Below are 16,066 nucleotides of genomic sequence, written 5' to 3'. Positions count from 1 at the left end.
CCTTAGACCTTGGCCACCACAGGACGGCCCAGAAGCCCCTGCGGACGAAAAATCAGAATCGCCACCAGCAATGCGAACGAGAAGACATCCTTATAATCCGAGTTCACTAACCCGGCGAACTGCGCCTCGGCAACGCCCAGCAGCAGGCCGCCAAGCATCGCCCCCGGTAGCGAACCGATCCCGCCCAGCACCGCCGCGGTGAAGGCCTTAATGCCGATAATGAAGCCGATATAAAAATCAAACGTGCCGTAATTCATGGTCACCAGCACCCCGGCGAGGCCCGCCATGGCGGCGCCAATCATAAACACCAGCGAGATCACCCGATCGGTGTTAATGCCGAGAATGGCCGCCATCCGCCGATCCTGCTGGGTCGCGCGGCAAACCCGACCTAACTGCGTGTGGTTGATTATCCAGCTCAGTACCACCATGCCGACGAAGGCGGCGAGCAGGATGAAGATTTTGGTCCAGGTGATTTGCACCACGCCATCACCTACCGTAATCCGCAATACGCCGTGCATCAACGTCGGGATCCCCTGTTGATTGGGGCCCTGACTCAGTTGCACGTAGTTTTGTAAAATCAGCGACATGCCAATAGCCGAAATCAGCGGCGCCAGACGCGTTGAGTTACGTAGCGGCCGATAAGCAATGCGTTCGATGGCCCAGCCGTAGACGCCGGTGATGATAATCGTAAACACCAGCGTGCCGAAAATCAGCAGCGGGAAGGAGTGAATACCGAAGTAGGCCAGCAGCGCCAGCCCGATAGCACACAGATAGGCTGAGACCATATATACCTCGCCGTGGGCGAAGTTAATCATACCGATGATGCCATAAACCATGGTGTAGCCAATGGCGATAAGCCCATATACCGCGCCAAGCGTTAAGCCATTGATCAGTTGTTGCAGAAAGAATGCCGCCATATGAACCATCCTGCCAGTCAAGGTGCAGCAGACGCAGAGGCCTTAACGTCTGCTGCTTATGGTGGTACGACGCCCCTCTGATGAGGACGTTATGCGCACTACAATCCCGGGTTACAGCTGATGATATTTGCCTTTATCATCCCATTGATAAACCACGTAATCCGATACTTTCAGGTCACCTTTGCCATCCCAGGCTTTTTTACCCATCACGGTATCGACGCTATGGTTTTTTAACCATTCGCTGGCTTTGGCATTATCGGTACCGGCGGCGTTATAGGCGGCGGCGATAGCCTGAATCGAAGCGTAGGCGTAAAGGGTATAACCCTCCGGTTCAAAACCGCTGGCGCGGAATTTGTCGATCACCGCTTTACCTTCAGGAATGGTGCGCGGATCCTTACCGAAGGTCATTAATACGCCGTTGGTGAACTGCGGCCCGCCCGCGGCGGTAACTAACTCTTCGGTCACCACGCAGTCGCCGGAGAAGAACTTAGCCTGGACGCCCTGCTCGCGCATCTGGCGCACCAGCGGGCCGGCTTCCGGGTGGCAGCCGCCGAAATAAACCACATCCGGTTTCAGGGCGCCGATTTTGGTGACCAGGGCATTAAAGTCTTTTTCCCCGCGGGATAAGCCTTCATACAGCACTTCTTTCGTCCCGCGTTTAGCCAGCGCCGCGCGCGTCGCATCGGCTAATCCCTGACCGTAGGTGTCTTTATCGTGAATGACGGCGATCTTCTTCGCCTTCAGCACATCCAGCATGTAGTTGGCGGCAATCACCCCTTGCTGGTCATCGCGCCCGCACATGCGGAACATATCTTTCATTCCGCGTTCGGTGATTTGCGGATTGGTGGAACCCGGCGTGATGGTCAGGATGCCGGCTTCGTCATAGACCTCGGAGGCGGGCATCGTCGAGGAAGAGCAGAAGTGACCCACCACCGCCGAGACGCCGGAGTCGTCGACCAGGCGGTTAGCCACTGCCACCGCTTGCTTGGGTTCACAGGCATCATCGCCCTGCACCAGCACAATTTTTTCGCCTTTAATCCCCCCGGCGGCATTAATATCAGCCGCCGCCTGCGATGCCCCTTTCCAGTATTGGGCGCCATAGGTCGCATTCGGCCCGGTAAATGGGCCGGCCACGCCAATCTTCACATCCGCCTGTGCATAAAATGCCGCGCTCAAACAACCTGCTATTGCAAAATGCAGAGTCAACTTTTTAAGTTTTAAAGACATTCGGATAGTCCTCAGCGATATCGAACAGACGCCATAAACTGGCGCAGTAAAAACCACTTACAGCGTAACGTGCCAATGCTGGAATAAGCCGTAGCGGCTTCGCTAGATAAAGCAAAAAACCCGCCAGGAAGAGAGGTATCGCCAGATCGATTACTAATAGTCGCGTAGCGTGACCGCAATCGGTACCACCCCGGCAATGCGCCAGTCTTTACAGGTCAGGAGGTCTGTTGCCGTCACGTGGCCTGCCGGGAACGCTGGTGTCCATACCGACAGTGAGCTAAACATAGAACGACTTTAGCAACCTTGCGCACCGGGCTGGTGCAAAAGTGCGGTGATGATCAAAACTAGTGAAAATTTTGCTGCATTAATGTGAAATTAATAACGAGAGCATGGGGAATGCTCGGCAATACAGGTCGCTACCATAAAGAATTGCCGATGAATAGCAACTTTATGCTGCCAGACGGCGTTTACGCTTTGAAACATTAACTTCTTTTACGTATTATCCTAAGCCTTGCTCTTTTACCTGCCGCCGTGGCGGGTTTCGCCTCATGGATGAAAATCATGACTTTAAAAAAATTAATTATTATCGCCATCAGCGCGCTTTCTATTAACGCCTGCGCCTTCGCGGCGGGTAATCTCGCCGACCAGTTACATTATACGCCGCCGGAACCGGCAGACCTTGCCGTTAATCCACCAGCAGAATCGCCTGAATCGATAACGGAACAACCAAAATTAACGATGACGCCCGACGTTAATGCCTACACCTATTACAACGAAAAGGTGAATCCCGTTACCAATGATATTGACCGTATTGAACAAGGCGGCGTCGTCGAATTCTGATTTTTACCGGCGCATCGTGCGCGCCGGTAAACATTGACCACGGAGTATTCGCCATGATGAAGGATTATCTGATCATCGCCTGGATTACTATCGTCGCCTGCTGGCCCATTACGTTACCGGTGTTAGCCGTGGTCGCGGGAATACTAGTTTATTCCCGCCATCGCGTGGCGGGTATTGTTGTATCCGGGCTGTTTATCCTCGAAGCCGTGGCGGCATGGCAGTTTGAGCGCTATATGTAACCACGGTTTGTTTTAATTGAGCGGCCCGTGGTTAACCTGGCTGAGCGCTAAATTGACATCGAAAATCTTGTAGAACATCTCCTGCACGCCAAATTGCCGTAGGCGGGCGACGTGTTTTTTTGCATAAGCCTGCGCGCTCTGTTCATCTTCGAACAGATATATGCCGCCGGCTTCCTGCGTAGCGCTATTCTCCGTCCAAATCTTCCAGATAAAACCGGGCTCATGGTTAATAGATTGCGCGAGCTCGGCTAATTGCGCCGACATTTCATCGCCAAACGGTCCGCTAAAAGCAAAGTGCACTTGCAAAAGTTTATTCGACATACTCTCTCCCTGAATGATTTTAGTAAATTGACGAGACTATCCTACCCGATTCCTCATTAAGCAACAGTGAGTTGATGCGCTTAATGGCTATCTTTCTCTCTCCGCCGGATGAGAAGTTTTCCGCCGCTTTGCCTGGCTCTGATTACACTTTAAACAGCGACCTGCCTTTCAGGCCACCACGCAGGAGGACAGCCATGGGAAACAAGAAGAAAGCCGTTGCGCCCGTCATACCCGCCAAAACGGAGCCGTTAAGCGAGAAAGAATATCAGCAGGCGTTGCGTAAACTGCACGTCGAGTTGGTCAAGCTACAGCGGTGGGTAGTGCATAAAGGGCTTAAGGTATGCATCGTCTTCGAGGGTCGCGATGGCGCAGGCAAAGGCGGCACCATCAAAGCGATAACCGAACGCGTCAGCCCCCGGGTTTTCCGCGTCGTCGCCCTGCCCGCGCCAACCGAGCGCGAACGCAGCCAGCTCTATTTTCAGCGTTATATCAAACATCTTCCCGCCGCCGGCGAGATAGTGATTTTCGATCGCAGCTGGTACAACCGGGCCGGCGTTGAGCGGGTGATGGGATTTTGTACCGAGGAGGAGGTGCAAAAATTCCTCGACGGCGCGCCGATGGTAGAACGAGGGATGGTCGATTCCGGCATTATTTTACTGAAATACTGGCTGGAGGTAACGCCGCAGGAGCAAGAACGGCGCCTGCGCGACCGTATTGATGACGGACGCAAAATCTGGAAGCTATCGCCGATGGATATTAAATCCTTCAACCGCTGGGATGACTACACCGTAGCGCGTGATGCGATGTTTGCCGCCACCGATACCGCCTGGGCGCCGTGGTTTGTCGCCCGCTCGGAAGATAAAAAACGCGTACGCCTGAATATTATTACCCATCTGCTTTCACAGATCCCCTACGAGGCTCTACCAACGGAACACATTACCTTACCGAAACGTAAAATTGGCAAAGTGAAACCGACCCATTTTCCTTTCCGGTTTATTCCTGAGAAGTTTTGAAGGAATAGCTTTATCACCTTTGCGCAGTATTCCCCCTGCGCAGAGGATTATTACAATAAACGTTAATATTTCATCTGTTGCGTTGCTCTGGAACCCGGCTCGCAAAATATAAAAAAGCGTTGTTAACGACATTTATTTTCCGGTTTAATGCAGAGATAATCAGACTGTTAATCACAGGGAGCAGAAAATGAATAGCAATGCGATGAATAAAAAACAGCGAAACGAGTCTGATGCGGCGATTAAACAGACCTTCGATCGGCAAACCATTAGTGATGCGGAAAGACTACAGCAACACCAGGAATTCATAAATGCCATGAATGAATTTACCGCGCGCGCCGGTTTACTGTCGGAAGACCCATTCTTCGAAGGGATTTAGTTATCATGCAATCTGATGTTTATCGTAATCCATCACCGAGGACAAATGAACTCCAACCTTATCTTATGGTGATTCAACATGATTATTATGATGATTTATCATCAAGGTTAGTTTTGCCACTGAGTTATCATATACATATGGCGAGTCATTATCACCCTGCAGCTCCACTAGTAAATATTGACTTTCAAAAGCTATTCCTCAACACCCCGGGAATAACCAGCGTAGCAAAGCAGCGCCTGAATAATAAATATTTCGTCTGTAATTTACATAAAGAAAGAACGGCTGTTATTTCCGCCATCGATGCGCTTATAACAAATACGTAAACCCGCCCCGATATCACCGGGGCGGGTTTACCCCATAAAGGCTTACTTCATTCCCTCACGGCTCTCTTTTTGCGCTTCCAGGCGTTCGACATCGCGATACCAACGCGGGTGATGTTTCTTCGCCCAACGGCGGCTCACCTTGCCTTCGATCATGCCCTTAATCGACCCTTTGACCCAGAATGCCATATACATATGGATGAGGATCGCGTGGATCAGGATAATCGCCGAAGTAGCGTGTATCAGCAGGCTGTAACGGATAACCGGAATCGGGAAATAGTCCGCAAAATACGGGCGCCAGATAATCACCCCGGTCACCAGCAGCACAAAAATCATGCTCATAATGGTCCAGAACATCATCTTCTGCCCGGCGTTATATTTACCGACGCGCGCGACCTTATGTTCGTTGCCTTTCAGAACCTCCACGATGCCTTTCAGCCAGGGGATATCCTGTTTATCAGGGATATTGTGGTGGACAAAACGCACAAACATAAACATCAGCGCGACAAAAATCAGCACCCCGAAAAACGGGTGCAGGATACGCCCCATCTGCGGTGTGCCGAAGGTTTCCGTCAACCACTGTAGCGTCGGGAAGAAAAACGAAATCCCCGACAGCGCCACCAGGAAGAAACAGATAACCACCGTCCAGTGACAGGCGCGGTCGATAAATTTGGTGCGCACTATCATTTTCGATTTATTCATCATGTTCCTCCTCATCGTCATCAACTTCCTTGTTCGGCCCGATACCGATGTAGTGGTAAATCAGCCCGGCAAAGGTGGCAATAAAGCCCGCCGCCGACAGCGGTTTCAGCGCCCCCTTCCACAGATTGATACTGGTATCGATCTGCGGCGCTTTCGGCAGCTTGTGATACAACTCCGGCTGGTCGGCATGATGCAGCACGTACATCACGTGGGTGCCGCCTACGCCCTGCGGGTTGTAGATCCCAGCGTTGGCATAACCGCGTTTTTTAAGCTTATCCACCCGCTCCTGCGCCACTTCCAGCATCTCTTTTTTCGTGCCGAAGTGAATAGCGCCGGTAGGACAGGTTTTCACGCAGGCCGGTTCCTGACCGACGCTGACCCGATCCACACACAGCGTGCATTTATAGACCCGGTTATCCTCTTTATTGAGACGCGGAATATTAAACGGACACCCGGCAATGCAGTAGCCGCAGCCGATGCAGTTTTCCTGCTGGAAATCGACGATGCCGTTGGCGTACTGAATGATCGCCCCGGCGGACGGGCAGGCTTTCAGGCAACCCGGCTCTTCGCAGTGCATACAGCCATCTTTGCGGATAAGCCACTCCAGCTTGCCGTTCTGTTCGGTCTCGCTAAAACGCATTACCGTCCAGGATTTAGCGCTGAGATCCGCCGGGTTGTCGTACACGCCGACGCAGTGCCCTACTTCATCGCGAATGTCATTCCACTCGGAACAGGCCACCTGGCAGGCTTTACAGCCTACGCAGGAGGAGACATCGATAAGCTTGGCGACTTCGGCCTTATAGTCCCGCGCGCGTGGCGCGGGAGTCATCTGGTTGGTCGCGGAGCGTTTAATAATGTCTTGTGTTTCCATCGCCATTTAATCGCTCCTTACGCTTTCTCGATGTTGACCAAAAACGCCTTATACTCCGGCGTTTGCGAGTTGGAATCGCCGACGTTAGGCGTCAGGGTGTTGGCGATGTAACCTTTACGGGCCACGCCTTCAAAACCCCAGTGCAGCGGGATACCGACGGTTTCTACCTGCTGGCCGTTGACGTTCAGCGTGCGCAGTCGGCGGGTCACCACGGCAACCGCGCGAATAAAGCCGCGCTTGCTGCTGACTTTCACCCAGTCGCCGTTGACGATACCTTTGCTTTTCGCCAGCCCTTCGCTGATTTCGACAAACTGTTCCGGCTGCGCAATCGCATTAAGCAGCGCATGCTTGGTCCAGGTATGGAAGTGTTCGGTCAGGCGATAGGTAGTACCGACATACGGGAACTTATCCTTCTTACCTAAGCGAATAGCGTCATCTTCGTATAAACGCACTACCGGGCTGGAGACCACATTCGGGTGCAGCGGGTTGGTGCCAAGCGGCGTTTCCATCGGCTCGTAGTGTTCAGGGAACGGCCCTTCCGCCAGTTTATCGAGTGCAAACAGGCGCCCAAGCCCCTCTTGCTGCATAATAAACGGCCCGGTGTTGCTCCCCGGCGGCGCGGTATTGAAGTCCGGAATATCATTACCGACCCACTTACTGCCGTTCCACTGGATCAGCATTCGCTTCGCATCCCAAGGTTTGCCGTTAATATCGGCCGATGCGCGGTTATACAGCACGCGGCGGTTGAGCGGCCAGGCCCAGGCCCAGCCCAGCGTATTGCCAAGCCCAGAAGGATCGGCGTTATCGCGATTCGCCATCTGGTTACCCTGCTCGGTCCAGCAGCCGGTGTAGATCCAGCAAGATGACGCGGTGCTGCCGTCATCGCGCAACAGTGCGAAGCTATTCAGCAACTGTCCTTTTTTCGCCAGCAGCGCCCCATTGCCATCGTAGAGATCCGCCAGCGCGTAGCCGTTGTTCTCTTTTGCAACCTCCTCCGATTCCGGATGATCTGGCTGCTTATAGCTCCAGCTCATTTTCAGCAGCGGTTCCGCGCCCTTACCGCCTTCGCGACGGTACAGCTCACGCAAACGGTGATAGATCCCGGCAAGAATTTCGCCATCGTTGCGTGCTTCGCCCGGCGCGTCCTGGCCTTTCCAGTGCCACTGCAGCCAGCGACCGGAGTTGGCGATCGAACCGTCTTCTTCGGCAAAGCAGGTCGATGGCAGACGGAAGACTTCGGTCTGAATCGTAGCCGGGTCGACATCATTAGACTCGCCGTGGTTCTGCCAGAAAGTCGAGGTCTCGGTCACCAACGGATCGATAACCACCATATATTTCAGCTTACTGAGGCTACGCACCACTTTGTTTTTGTCCGGGAAGGACGCAACCGGGTTGAAGCCCTGGCAGATATAGCCGGTGACGTTGCCGTTATCCATCATATTGAAGTACTTGATGACGTCGTAGGCCTGATCCCATTTCGGCAACCAGTTGAAGCCCCAGTCATTCTCTTTCTGCGCCGCATCGCCGTAGAACGATTTCATCAGGCTGACGAAGAATTTCGGGTAGTTGCTCCAGTAGTTCACCTGGTCGGCCAGCGTCGCTTTCGGCGTGTTGGCGCTAAGATAACTTTGCAGATCGCTCTGTTTATCGGACGGCAGCGTCAAATAACCCGGCAGACTGGTCGACAACAGACCCAAATCGGTGAGCCCCTGAATATTGGAGTGTCCGCGCAGCGCGTTGACGCCGCCGCCAGCCATGCCCATGTTGCCGAGCAGCAGTTGGATCATCGCCATGGTGCGGATGTTCTGCGCGCCGACGGTGTGCTGCGTCCAGCCCAGCGCATACAGGAAGGTGGTGGTGCGATCCGCGACGCTGGTTGAAGCCAGCACCTCGCAGACTTTGAGGAAGTCTTCTTTCGGCGTACCGCAGATGTTTTCAACCACTTCCGGCGTGTAGCGGGAAACGTGCTGCTTGAGCAGATTCCAGACGCAGCGCGGATGGCTGAGCGTTTCATCGCGTTTCGCGTAGCCATTTTCATCGAACTGGTAGTTCCAGGACGATTTATCATACTGGCGCTTTTCCGCATCGTAGCCGCTGAACAGGCCATCTTCGAAGGTAAAATCATCCCGTACCAGCAGGCTGGCATTGGTGTAATGCTTTACGTACTCGGCATTAATCTTATTATTTTCGATAAGGTACAACAGCACGCCCGACAGGAACGTAATGTCGGTACCGGAACGAATCGGCGCATAGATATCGGCCACCGACGCGGTACGCGTAAAACGTGGGTCGACGACGATAAGCGTAGCATCGTTATTGTTCTTCGCTTCCATCGCCCAGCGGAATCCCACCGGATGCGCTTCCGCGGCGTTGCCGCCCATCACCATTACGACGTTTGCGTTTTTGATATCAACCCAGTGGTTGGTCATCGCACCGCGACCAAATGTTGGAGCAAGACTTGCTACCGTTGGTCCGTGTCAGACGCGCGCCTGGTTGTCTACCGCCAGCATGCCGAGCGAGCGCACAAATTTTTGCGTCAGCATGCCGGTCTCATTACTCGCCGCCGAGGCGCACAGCATCCCGGTGGAAAGCCAGCGGTTAACCGTCACGCCCTGCTCGTTCTTTTCAATAAAGTTGGCATCGCGGTCGGCTTTCATCAATTTGGCGATGCGGTTAAAAGCTTCATCCCAGGAGATGCGCTGCCATTTATCCGAACCCGGAGCGCGATATTGCGGATACCGTAGGCGATTTTCACTGTGGACGTAGTCCAGCAGACCGGCGCCTTTCGGGCACAGCGCGCCGCGGCTTACCGGATGATCCGGATCCCCTTCGATATGATAAATCGCTTCTTTGGCGTTTTTCGCGCCGTCGCCCAGGCTATACATTAATAGCCCGCAGCCCACGGAGCAGTAAGTGCAGGTGTTGCGGATCTCTTTTGCGCGCAGCAATTTGAAATTGCGTGCCTGAGCCAGCGCCATTTTCGGGGCGAAGCCCAGTGCGGCAGCTGTTGTTCCGGCCATACCGCCTGCGCAGATTTTAAAAAACTTTCTGCGGCTGACGTCCATTGATTCCTCCATGCAGGATGTTTGTTCATCGCGCGGAGGAAACTAACAGCAATGTCCCTTTTTTTATTGCGTCAAATCAAGGTCGCCCACGCTAGCCCTCTAAAGAGTCATCGGCGACGAGTTTGACTAACCCCAAAGAGTTATGTGCTACGGAAAAGATCGACCGCCGGGCGCAAAAAGATGTTATAAATTCTGGCTGCGTTTGAGTCACTATCAGGTTAAACATGGAAAAAAAGAGAGCGACGTCAATAGGCTTCGCCGCCATTATATTATGGAGCACGATGGTCGGCTTGATTCGCGGCGTTAGCGAAGGGCTAGGTCCTGTCGGCGGCGCGGCGATGATTTATAGTCTCAGCGGCCTGCTGCTCATTTTTACCGTCGGCTTTCCCAACCTGCGCCAGATCCCGCGCCGCTATCTGTTGGCCGGCAGCGTGCTGTTTGTTAGCTATGAGATCTGCCTCGCCCTGTCGCTGGGCTTCGCCGCCACCCGCCAGCAGGCCATTGAAGTGGGAATGGTCAATTACCTGTGGCCCAGCCTGACCATTTTATTCGCCATTCTTTTTAACGGTCAGAAAAGCAGCTGGCTGGTGATCCCCGGCTTATTGCTGGCGCTGTTCGGCGTGAGCTGGGTGCTTGGCGGCGAACACGGACTTAACCTCGATGAAATTATCAATAACGTCATTTCGAGCCCGCTGAGCTATTTTCTGGCATTTATCGGCGCGTTTATCTGGGCGGCGTACTGCACGGTTACCGCGAAATATGCCAAAGGCAAAAATGGCATTACCCTCTTCGTCTTATTAACGGCGCTGACCCTGTGGCTGAAGTTTTTGGCCAGCGCGCAGCCGCCGATGCTGTTTAGCTGGCCGGTAGTCATTAAGCTGATTACGGTCTCCGTGGCGCTGGGGCTGGCCTACGCGGCGTGGAACGTTGGCATCCTGCACGGCAACGTCAGCCTGCTGGCGGCGGCGTCGTACTTTACGCCGGTGCTCTCTTCCGCGCTGGCGGCGGTGCTGCTCAGCGCCGCGCTCTCATGGTCATTCTGGCAGGGGGCCGGGATGGTATGTCTCGGCTCCCTGCTCTGCTGGTATGCCACCCGCCGTTAGCCGAGGTCGCCGCCCGCCACCGGTAGCGTCACGCCGGTGATATAGCTGGCCTCATCGCTGGCGAGAAACAGGATCGCATTCGCCTGTTCCGCCAGCGTGCCGTAACGGCGCATCAGGCTGCTCGCCACCGTCTGATCGACAACCTGCTGATACCACGCCTTTTCCTGCTCGCTCGGCTGCTCTTCATTGCGCGGCGTCAGGCGCGGCGGCGCCTCCGTACCGCCCGGCGCGACGGCGTTAATCCGAATGCCGCTGCCGCTGTACTCCATAGCGATAGACCGGGTCAGCGCGTTAACGCCGCCTTTCGCCGCCGAGTAAGGCACCCGGTTCACCCCTGCCGTCGCCACCGACGAGATATTGACGATGCTGCCTTTCCCCTGCTTCAGCATCCAGGGGAGCGCCGCGCGGCAGCCCCACAAGGTGGGGAACAGCGAGCGGCGGATCTCTTTCTCAATTTGTTCTGGCTGATACTCGGCGAAAGGTCGCGCCCAGATGGTGCCGCCGACATTGTTGATGAGCACGTCGAGGCGGCCAAAATGCGCGACCCCGGCGGCAAACGCCTGTTCAGTACTCTGCCACTGCTCAAGATCAGCCTCCAGCGCCAGTACCTGACTTCCGGCCTGGGCTAAAACGGCAGCCAGTTCATGTACGTAAGGCGAGCGGTCAATCAGCAACAGGGCGGCGCCTTCAGTTGCCGCCTGTTCTGCGGTCTGGCGACCAATGCCCTGCGCCGCGCCGGTGATAGCGACGATTTTATCGGTAAAACGCATCATGTCTCCTTACGCCGCCGCGCTCTGGCTGGCGATAAATTTCTCATACCAGAATCCTGCCGGGGAAATTCCTCGTTCGCGCAGCGCCGTGGCGATCGCATTCACCATCGGCGGCGGTCCGCAAAGATAGATGTCAACATCGCCGTTATTCAGCATCGCGTCATCGAGATGTTCGGTCACGAAGCCGCGCCGCGGGCAGGAACTGCTTTCATCCGCCACCACCGGCAGCCAGCGATATCCCGTCAGTTGCTGTTTAAACGCATCCAGCGCGTCGGTTTTCACCAGATCGTCGTCACGGGTCACCCCGTACAGTAACGTCACCGAACGCGGGCTACCCTGTGTCTGCAGGGTGTGTAACATGGACAGCAGCGGCGCCAGCCCGGTGCCGCCCGCCAGCATGAGCAGCGGGCGTTCTCCGCTGCGCAAATAGAAGCTGCCCATCGGCCCGCTGAGGGTCAGGCGGTCGCCGGGCCGCGCCTGCTGGGTTAACCACTGGCTCATCATGCCGCCAGGCACGTTACGGATCAGAAAGCGCCCTTCGAGAGAACCCGGCAACGAGCTAAATGAGTAGGCGCGCACATGAGGCGTGCCCGGTACCTGAATGTTGATATATTGCCCCGGCAGAAAAGCCAGCGGTTCATCCAGCGCGACCACCAGTTCGATGGCGGTATCGGACAGTAAATTCACCTGTCGTACCTGCGCCCCGGTGTTCGTCAGCGCGGTTTTACACTGCGCGGCGGCCACCGGCACGTCGATCACACAGTCGCTGGTCGGGACCATCTGGCAGGTCAGCACCTGGCGAGCCTGCGCTTCGTCGTCGCTTAACGCCTCGTCGAGATAATCCTCCCCCAGGTCGTATTCACCGCTGGCGCAGTGACATTTGCAGGTGCCGCAAACGCCGTCAGAACAGTCCATCGGCAGGTTTACCTTCTGGCGATAGGCCGCATCCAGCACCTTCTCTCCGGCATTGCATTGAATAAATCGCGTAATGCCGTCCTCAAAATTAAGAGCAATATTAAAAGTCATAAGCGCCTCTTAAATGTGGTAAACGTCGATAACCTGACGGATATAGTCGTTATTCAGGCGTACCGTTTTACGAACGATCTGCGGCCTGCCGTCCTGCTCAATTAGCGTACAGCAGGTAGAGCCGAAATAGGCATCCGTGTGTTGATAGCGATGGCTCCAGGTGACCCAGTTGTAGCGCACCGCAAGCCCCTCATCGCTCTCGCCCATCAGCTCGACATTGCTGATAATGTGCGTGGTACGCGGCTCCGGCGTGCTGGCGCCGGAACGTTCGGTTTTAATGCGATAGACACGATCCTCCAGTCCTTCACGGTTGGGGTAGTAGATAAGTGAAATCTCTTTTTGCGGGTCGCGCGTCAGTTGGTCATCGTCGCCCCATGCCGGCATCCAGTAGACCACCTGCGGGCTGTAACAACTCAGCCACTCATCCCACTGACGGTCATCCAACAGGCGGGCTTCGTAATAGAGAAACTGACGAACTTGTTCGAGATTCAGCATCAGGCCACCTCCACACGCTGGGTAATGGACTGGTCGTAGCGCTGCTGTTCCTGTTCCAGCGCCGCCAGCATGACCGTTTGCCAGTGGTGATGATGGGCGATATACAGCGCCTCATCTTCCGATTTCACCCCGCTTAGCCGCGGCGTAAAACCCGCGTGCCTGGCGTGTTCATCCGGGCCGTCGACCCAACGTAGCGCGCCGCGGCTGAGGTCGCTCCATGCCAGATTTTCGCCAAGATAGCCGCGCTGGCAGGCGCTGAACTCTTCCAGATCGTCCGGCGTCCCCATTCCGCTGACGTTAAAGAAATCTTCGTACTGGCGGATGCGTAACGCCCGGGCCTGGTCTGATTCCCCTTTCGGCGCAAAACACCAGATGGTGACTTCGGTTTTATCGACCGCAATCGGGCGAATTACACGGATCTGTGTAGAAAACTGATCCATCAGGTAGACGTTGGGATACAGGCACAGGTTGCGGGTTTCATTGACCATCTGGTCGGCGCGCAGTTCACCGAACTCCGCCTGCAGACGGTCGCGGTGGGCATAGACCGGGCGCACTTCCGGGTTCAACGCGCGGGTCCACAGCAACATGTGGCCGTTGTCAAATCCGTAGCCGCCGCCGACGCTCTTTGACCAGCCGTTGGCGTCAACCGCATGCGTCCCTTCCGCTTCATAGTTGCGGCGTGACATGGTTGAGGCGTAATTCCAGTGCACCACGCTGACGTGATAACCATCGGCGCCGTTCTCCGCGCCCAGCTTCCAGTTGCCTTCGTAAACATAGCTCGACGAGCCCTTCAGCACTTCCAGTCCTTCCGGCGCCTGATCGACGATCAGATCGATGATTTTGCGGGTTTCGCCGAGATACTCCTCCAGCGGCTGCACGTCCGCATTGAGGCTACCGAATAAGAAACCGCGGTAAGACTGAAAACGCGGCAATTTTTGCAGATCGTGAGACCCTTCATGTTTGAAGGTGTCAGGATAAGCGCCGGTGCTCTCATCTTTGGCTTTTAATAATTTGCCGTTATTGCTGAAGGTCCAGCCGTGGAACGGACAGGTAAACGAATTTTTATTCCCGGTTTTGCGTCGACATAACATGGCGCCGCGGTGGGCACAGCTATTAATTAATGCATGCAATTCATTCTTTTTATCGCGAGTAATAATAACCGGCTGCCGTCCCAGCGTCAGGGTATAATAATCTCCCGGCTCGGCAATCTGGCTTTCATGGGCGAGAAACACCCAATTACCTTCGAAGATATGTTTCATTTCAAAATCAAATAACTGCTGATCGGTAAATATAGAGCGGTGGCAACGGTAAATATGATTTTCACGGTCGACAATTAACGCGTTGTTAATTTTGTCTTTAAGCGCTGATAGCGTTTTTTGCATGAGTTAACTCCTCCTGCAGAATTCAGGATTAAAGATATTTGGCAAATGTGGTGATTATCGGGTGTAGAGCGCGGCCCGGGCCATCAGCGTGGCCGGGGCCGCTAAAGCAGATTACTCTTTGGCGCGCAGACGGGTGCCGCGGTGCTCTTCGTCGGGGCTCAGCGCTTTACAGAGGGTGAAATCAAAGCGCACTTCGGTGTGCTCACCGTCCAGTTCACGCTGTGCAATCGTCTCGCGGTCGCTCACTTTCACCGGGTCGGCAATCAGTCCATCGCGGGTGGCAAAGGCAAAATCATCCCACAGGTATTTGTCGCCGCTGAGGTTGATCTGACTGGTCAGATGTTTATGCCCCGGCGCGGAGACGAAGAAGTGAATGTGTGCCGGACGGTTGCCGTGGCGGCCTAACTGATCCAGCAACTTCTGGGTTGGACCATCCGGCGGGCAGCCGTAGCCGGATGGCATGATGCTGCGCACGCTATAGCGGCCATCGGCGCCGGTGCGAATACGACGACGCAGGTTGTAGTCGCTCTGGCTCTGATCGAAGAACGAGTAATTACCCAGGGTATTGGCGTGCCAGATATCAACGATGGCGTTAGCGATCGGCTGGCCCTGGCTATCTTTAACCTGGCCGTGCAGCCACATCACTTCGCCGGCGTCGGTGCCATCATCCATGCGGGCATGGCGGTCGGCCAGCGGCGCATTGGCCACATACAGCGGCCCTTCAATGGTGCGTGGGGTGCCGGTTTCACGATGCGCCGCCGCGTCGATAGCGTCCTGACGCAGGTCGAGGAAGTGTTCAAGACCCAGCCCCGCCGCCAGCAGCGCCGCTTCCTGGCGCCCACCCAGCTCGTGCAAATAGTTCACCGCATGCCAGAACTCTTCTTCTGTGACGTTATAGTCATCGATCAGCGTGCAGATATTCTCCAGCAAACGGTGGACAATGGCTTTAAAACGTTCGTTACCGCCTGGAACATTTAAACCCGCGCCTTCACGTAATAATTTCTGCACGGCTTCTTGTTGTACGAAAGCATTACTCATAATTATTCTCTCTTATCGTTGTAGGATATTTGCCGGGTGCTCCCGGCATGAGGTCATGTTTTATTATTATTAGCTATCGTCTTCACGAATAGACGAGGGATGACGGCACAGCGCCTCTACGCGAATATCCATAAATGGATATAACGGCAATCCCATTAAAATTTGATGCAACTCTTCGGCATCTTTTACATCGAAAATGCTGACATTGGCGTAAAGACCGGCGACGCGCCAAATATGTCGCCACTTGCCTTCACGTTGTAATTGTTGCGAATAGGCTTTTTCGCGTTGTTTAATTTCATCCGCTTCGGCGGCAGGAAACCCGATCGGAATATTAACGGTCATATCAACTTTAAATAGCATT

19 protein-coding genes are annotated in these 16,066 nt (G+C 54.7%); 6 read left to right on the top strand and 13 right to left on the bottom strand.

What is annotated here, in order from left to right:
- Positions 1 to 2: 2 nt before the first annotated feature.
- From ABLV66_RS11825 to ABLV66_RS11815, 3 genes are all read right to left on the bottom strand, one after another.
- A complete protein-coding gene (locus ABLV66_RS11825) occupies positions 3 to 917 on the bottom strand; it encodes an ABC transporter permease subunit (RefSeq protein ID WP_047067670.1) in 915 nt (304 codons plus the stop codon).
- Positions 918 to 1,028: 111 nt separating this feature from the next.
- Entirely contained in the window at positions 1,029 to 2,144 is a 1,116-nt protein-coding gene (locus ABLV66_RS11820) for a branched-chain amino acid ABC transporter substrate-binding protein (RefSeq protein WP_015366474.1), read from the bottom strand.
- A gap of 153 nt (positions 2,145 to 2,297) precedes the next feature.
- Positions 2,298 to 2,429: a hypothetical protein gene (locus ABLV66_RS11815; protein ID WP_015366472.1), complete on the bottom strand. Its 132-nt coding sequence runs from the start codon at positions 2,427 to 2,429 to the stop codon at positions 2,298 to 2,300.
- A 276-nt stretch (positions 2,430 to 2,705) separates the two neighbouring features.
- Between ABLV66_RS11815 and ABLV66_RS11810 the strand changes: the two genes are divergently transcribed.
- Both ABLV66_RS11810 and ABLV66_RS11805 read left to right on the top strand, forming a co-directional pair.
- On the top strand, positions 2,706 to 2,984 hold the full coding sequence (locus tag ABLV66_RS11810; RefSeq protein WP_348876673.1) for a hypothetical protein: 279 nt from the start codon (positions 2,706 to 2,708) through the stop codon (positions 2,982 to 2,984).
- 53 nt (positions 2,985 to 3,037) lie between these two features.
- Entirely contained in the window at positions 3,038 to 3,223 is a 186-nt protein-coding gene (locus tag ABLV66_RS11805; RefSeq protein WP_063415516.1) for a hypothetical protein, read from the top strand.
- A 12-nt stretch (positions 3,224 to 3,235) separates the two neighbouring features.
- On the opposite strand, the gene ABLV66_RS11800 is transcribed toward ABLV66_RS11805, so the two are convergent.
- Positions 3,236 to 3,544 (bottom strand): monooxygenase, encoded by a 309-nt coding sequence (locus tag ABLV66_RS11800; protein ID WP_316422342.1) that lies wholly within the window; start codon positions 3,542 to 3,544, stop codon positions 3,236 to 3,238.
- A gap of 194 nt (positions 3,545 to 3,738) precedes the next feature.
- Here ABLV66_RS11800 and ppk2 point away from each other — a divergent pair, with 194 nt between their 5' ends.
- The 3 genes from ppk2 (at position 3,739) to ABLV66_RS11785 (ending at position 5,256) form a co-directional block, all read left to right on the top strand.
- On the top strand, positions 3,739 to 4,557 hold the full coding sequence (gene ppk2, locus ABLV66_RS11795; RefSeq protein WP_047079112.1) for a polyphosphate kinase 2: 819 nt from the start codon (positions 3,739 to 3,741) through the stop codon (positions 4,555 to 4,557).
- A gap of 187 nt (positions 4,558 to 4,744) precedes the next feature.
- On the top strand, positions 4,745 to 4,933 hold the full coding sequence (locus ABLV66_RS11790; protein WP_047048646.1) for a hypothetical protein: 189 nt from the start codon (positions 4,745 to 4,747) through the stop codon (positions 4,931 to 4,933).
- Positions 4,934 to 4,938: 5 nt separating this feature from the next.
- Positions 4,939 to 5,256 carry a CcdB family protein gene (locus ABLV66_RS11785; protein ID WP_080957285.1) on the top strand — a complete coding sequence of 106 codons (318 nt, stop codon included), beginning with the start codon at positions 4,939 to 4,941 and terminating at the stop codon, positions 5,254 to 5,256.
- Between the two features lie 42 nt (positions 5,257 to 5,298).
- On the opposite strand, the gene fdnI is transcribed toward ABLV66_RS11785, so the two are convergent.
- Genes fdnI through fdnG form a run of 3 tightly spaced genes read right to left on the bottom strand, consistent with a single transcriptional unit; the run spans position 5,299 to position 9,891 of the window.
- Positions 5,299 to 5,955 (bottom strand): formate dehydrogenase-N subunit gamma, encoded by a 657-nt coding sequence (gene fdnI, locus ABLV66_RS11780; protein WP_045366159.1) that lies wholly within the window; start codon positions 5,953 to 5,955, stop codon positions 5,299 to 5,301.
- Positions 5,948 to 6,832 carry a formate dehydrogenase subunit beta gene (gene fdxH, locus ABLV66_RS11775; RefSeq protein ID WP_047048652.1) on the bottom strand — a complete coding sequence of 295 codons (885 nt, stop codon included), beginning with the start codon at positions 6,830 to 6,832 and terminating at the stop codon, positions 5,948 to 5,950. Before fdxH ends, fdnI begins: the two co-directional genes overlap by 8 nt.
- Positions 6,833 to 6,843: 11 nt before the next feature.
- Positions 6,844 to 9,891, bottom strand: a complete 3,048-nt coding sequence (gene fdnG / locus ABLV66_RS11770) for a formate dehydrogenase-N subunit alpha (protein WP_088389858.1) — start codon at positions 9,889 to 9,891, stop codon at positions 6,844 to 6,846.
- A 224-nt stretch (positions 9,892 to 10,115) separates the two neighbouring features.
- Between fdnG and yddG the strand changes: the two genes are divergently transcribed.
- A complete protein-coding gene (gene yddG, locus ABLV66_RS11765; protein ID WP_047064740.1) occupies positions 10,116 to 10,994 on the top strand; it encodes an aromatic amino acid DMT transporter YddG in 879 nt (292 codons plus the stop codon).
- Here yddG and ABLV66_RS11760 read toward each other — a convergent pair.
- The 6 genes from ABLV66_RS11760 to catC form a co-directional block, all read right to left on the bottom strand.
- On the bottom strand, positions 10,991 to 11,764 hold the full coding sequence (locus ABLV66_RS11760) for a 1,6-dihydroxycyclohexa-2,4-diene-1-carboxylate dehydrogenase (RefSeq protein WP_213797168.1): 774 nt from the start codon (positions 11,762 to 11,764) through the stop codon (positions 10,991 to 10,993). The two genes, yddG and ABLV66_RS11760, sit on opposite strands and share 4 nt — an antisense overlap.
- Before the next feature lie 9 nt (positions 11,765 to 11,773).
- Positions 11,774 to 12,790 (bottom strand): benzoate 1,2-dioxygenase electron transfer component BenC, encoded by a 1,017-nt coding sequence (gene benC / locus ABLV66_RS11755; RefSeq protein WP_063415985.1) that lies wholly within the window; start codon positions 12,788 to 12,790, stop codon positions 11,774 to 11,776.
- Positions 12,791 to 12,799: 9 nt separating this feature from the next.
- Entirely contained in the window at positions 12,800 to 13,285 is a 486-nt protein-coding gene (benB, locus tag ABLV66_RS11750; RefSeq protein ID WP_015366457.1) for a benzoate 1,2-dioxygenase small subunit, read from the bottom strand.
- Complete coding sequence (locus ABLV66_RS11745; protein WP_063415987.1) at positions 13,285 to 14,667, bottom strand: Rieske 2Fe-2S domain-containing protein; 1,383 nt, start codon at positions 14,665 to 14,667, stop codon at positions 13,285 to 13,287. The genes benB and ABLV66_RS11745 overlap by 1 nt, the downstream gene beginning before the upstream one ends.
- A gap of 111 nt (positions 14,668 to 14,778) precedes the next feature.
- On the bottom strand, positions 14,779 to 15,705 hold the full coding sequence (gene catA, locus ABLV66_RS11740) for a catechol 1,2-dioxygenase (RefSeq protein ID WP_015705528.1): 927 nt from the start codon (positions 15,703 to 15,705) through the stop codon (positions 14,779 to 14,781).
- 69 nt (positions 15,706 to 15,774) lie between these two features.
- Positions 15,775 to 16,065 carry a muconolactone Delta-isomerase gene (catC, locus tag ABLV66_RS11735; protein WP_015366454.1) on the bottom strand — a complete coding sequence of 97 codons (291 nt, stop codon included), beginning with the start codon at positions 16,063 to 16,065 and terminating at the stop codon, positions 15,775 to 15,777.
- Position 16,066 lies beyond the last annotated feature (1 nt).

Origin of the sequence: Klebsiella sp. CN_Kp073 (assembly GCF_040065495.2) — a bacterium.
Lineage (GTDB): Bacteria > Pseudomonadota > Gammaproteobacteria > Enterobacterales > Enterobacteriaceae > Klebsiella > Klebsiella aerogenes.
This window is presented reverse-complemented; position numbering and strand designations above follow the sequence as displayed.

Coding starts and splice junctions, on each gene's coding strand:
- ABLV66_RS11820 (WP_015366474.1), bottom strand. CDS start 2,144: ATGTCTTTAAAACTTAAAAAGTTGACTCTGCATTTTGCAATAGCAGGT.
- ABLV66_RS11745 (WP_063415987.1), bottom strand. CDS start 14,667: ATGCAAAAAACGCTATCAGCGCTTAAAGACAAAATTAACAACGCGTTA.
- catA (WP_015705528.1), bottom strand. CDS start 15,705: ATGAGTAATGCTTTCGTACAACAAGAAGCCGTGCAGAAATTATTACGT.
- benB (WP_015366457.1), bottom strand. CDS start 13,285: ATGCTGAATCTCGAACAAGTTCGTCAGTTTCTCTATTACGAAGCCCGC.
- yddG (WP_047064740.1), top strand. CDS start 10,116: ATGGAAAAAAAGAGAGCGACGTCAATAGGCTTCGCCGCCATTATATTA.
- ABLV66_RS11760 (WP_213797168.1), bottom strand. CDS start 11,764: ATGCGTTTTACCGATAAAATCGTCGCTATCACCGGCGCGGCGCAGGGC.
- ABLV66_RS11805 (WP_063415516.1), top strand. CDS start 3,038: ATGATGAAGGATTATCTGATCATCGCCTGGATTACTATCGTCGCCTGC.
- ABLV66_RS11815 (WP_015366472.1), bottom strand. CDS start 2,429: ATGTTTAGCTCACTGTCGGTATGGACACCAGCGTTCCCGGCAGGCCAC.
- ABLV66_RS11785 (WP_080957285.1), top strand. CDS start 4,939: ATGCAATCTGATGTTTATCGTAATCCATCACCGAGGACAAATGAACTC.
- ABLV66_RS11790 (WP_047048646.1), top strand. CDS start 4,745: ATGAATAGCAATGCGATGAATAAAAAACAGCGAAACGAGTCTGATGCG.
- fdnI (WP_045366159.1), bottom strand. CDS start 5,955: ATGAATAAATCGAAAATGATAGTGCGCACCAAATTTATCGACCGCGCC.
- ppk2 (WP_047079112.1), top strand. CDS start 3,739: ATGGGAAACAAGAAGAAAGCCGTTGCGCCCGTCATACCCGCCAAAACG.
- ABLV66_RS11810 (WP_348876673.1), top strand. CDS start 2,706: ATGACTTTAAAAAAATTAATTATTATCGCCATCAGCGCGCTTTCTATT.
- ABLV66_RS11800 (WP_316422342.1), bottom strand. CDS start 3,544: ATGTCGAATAAACTTTTGCAAGTGCACTTTGCTTTTAGCGGACCGTTT.
- ABLV66_RS11825 (WP_047067670.1), bottom strand. CDS start 917: ATGGCGGCATTCTTTCTGCAACAACTGATCAATGGCTTAACGCTTGGC.
- catC (WP_015366454.1), bottom strand. CDS start 16,065: ATGCTATTTAAAGTTGATATGACCGTTAATATTCCGATCGGGTTTCCT.
- benC (WP_063415985.1), bottom strand. CDS start 12,790: ATGACTTTTAATATTGCTCTTAATTTTGAGGACGGCATTACGCGATTT.
- fdxH (WP_047048652.1), bottom strand. CDS start 6,832: ATGGCGATGGAAACACAAGACATTATTAAACGCTCCGCGACCAACCAG.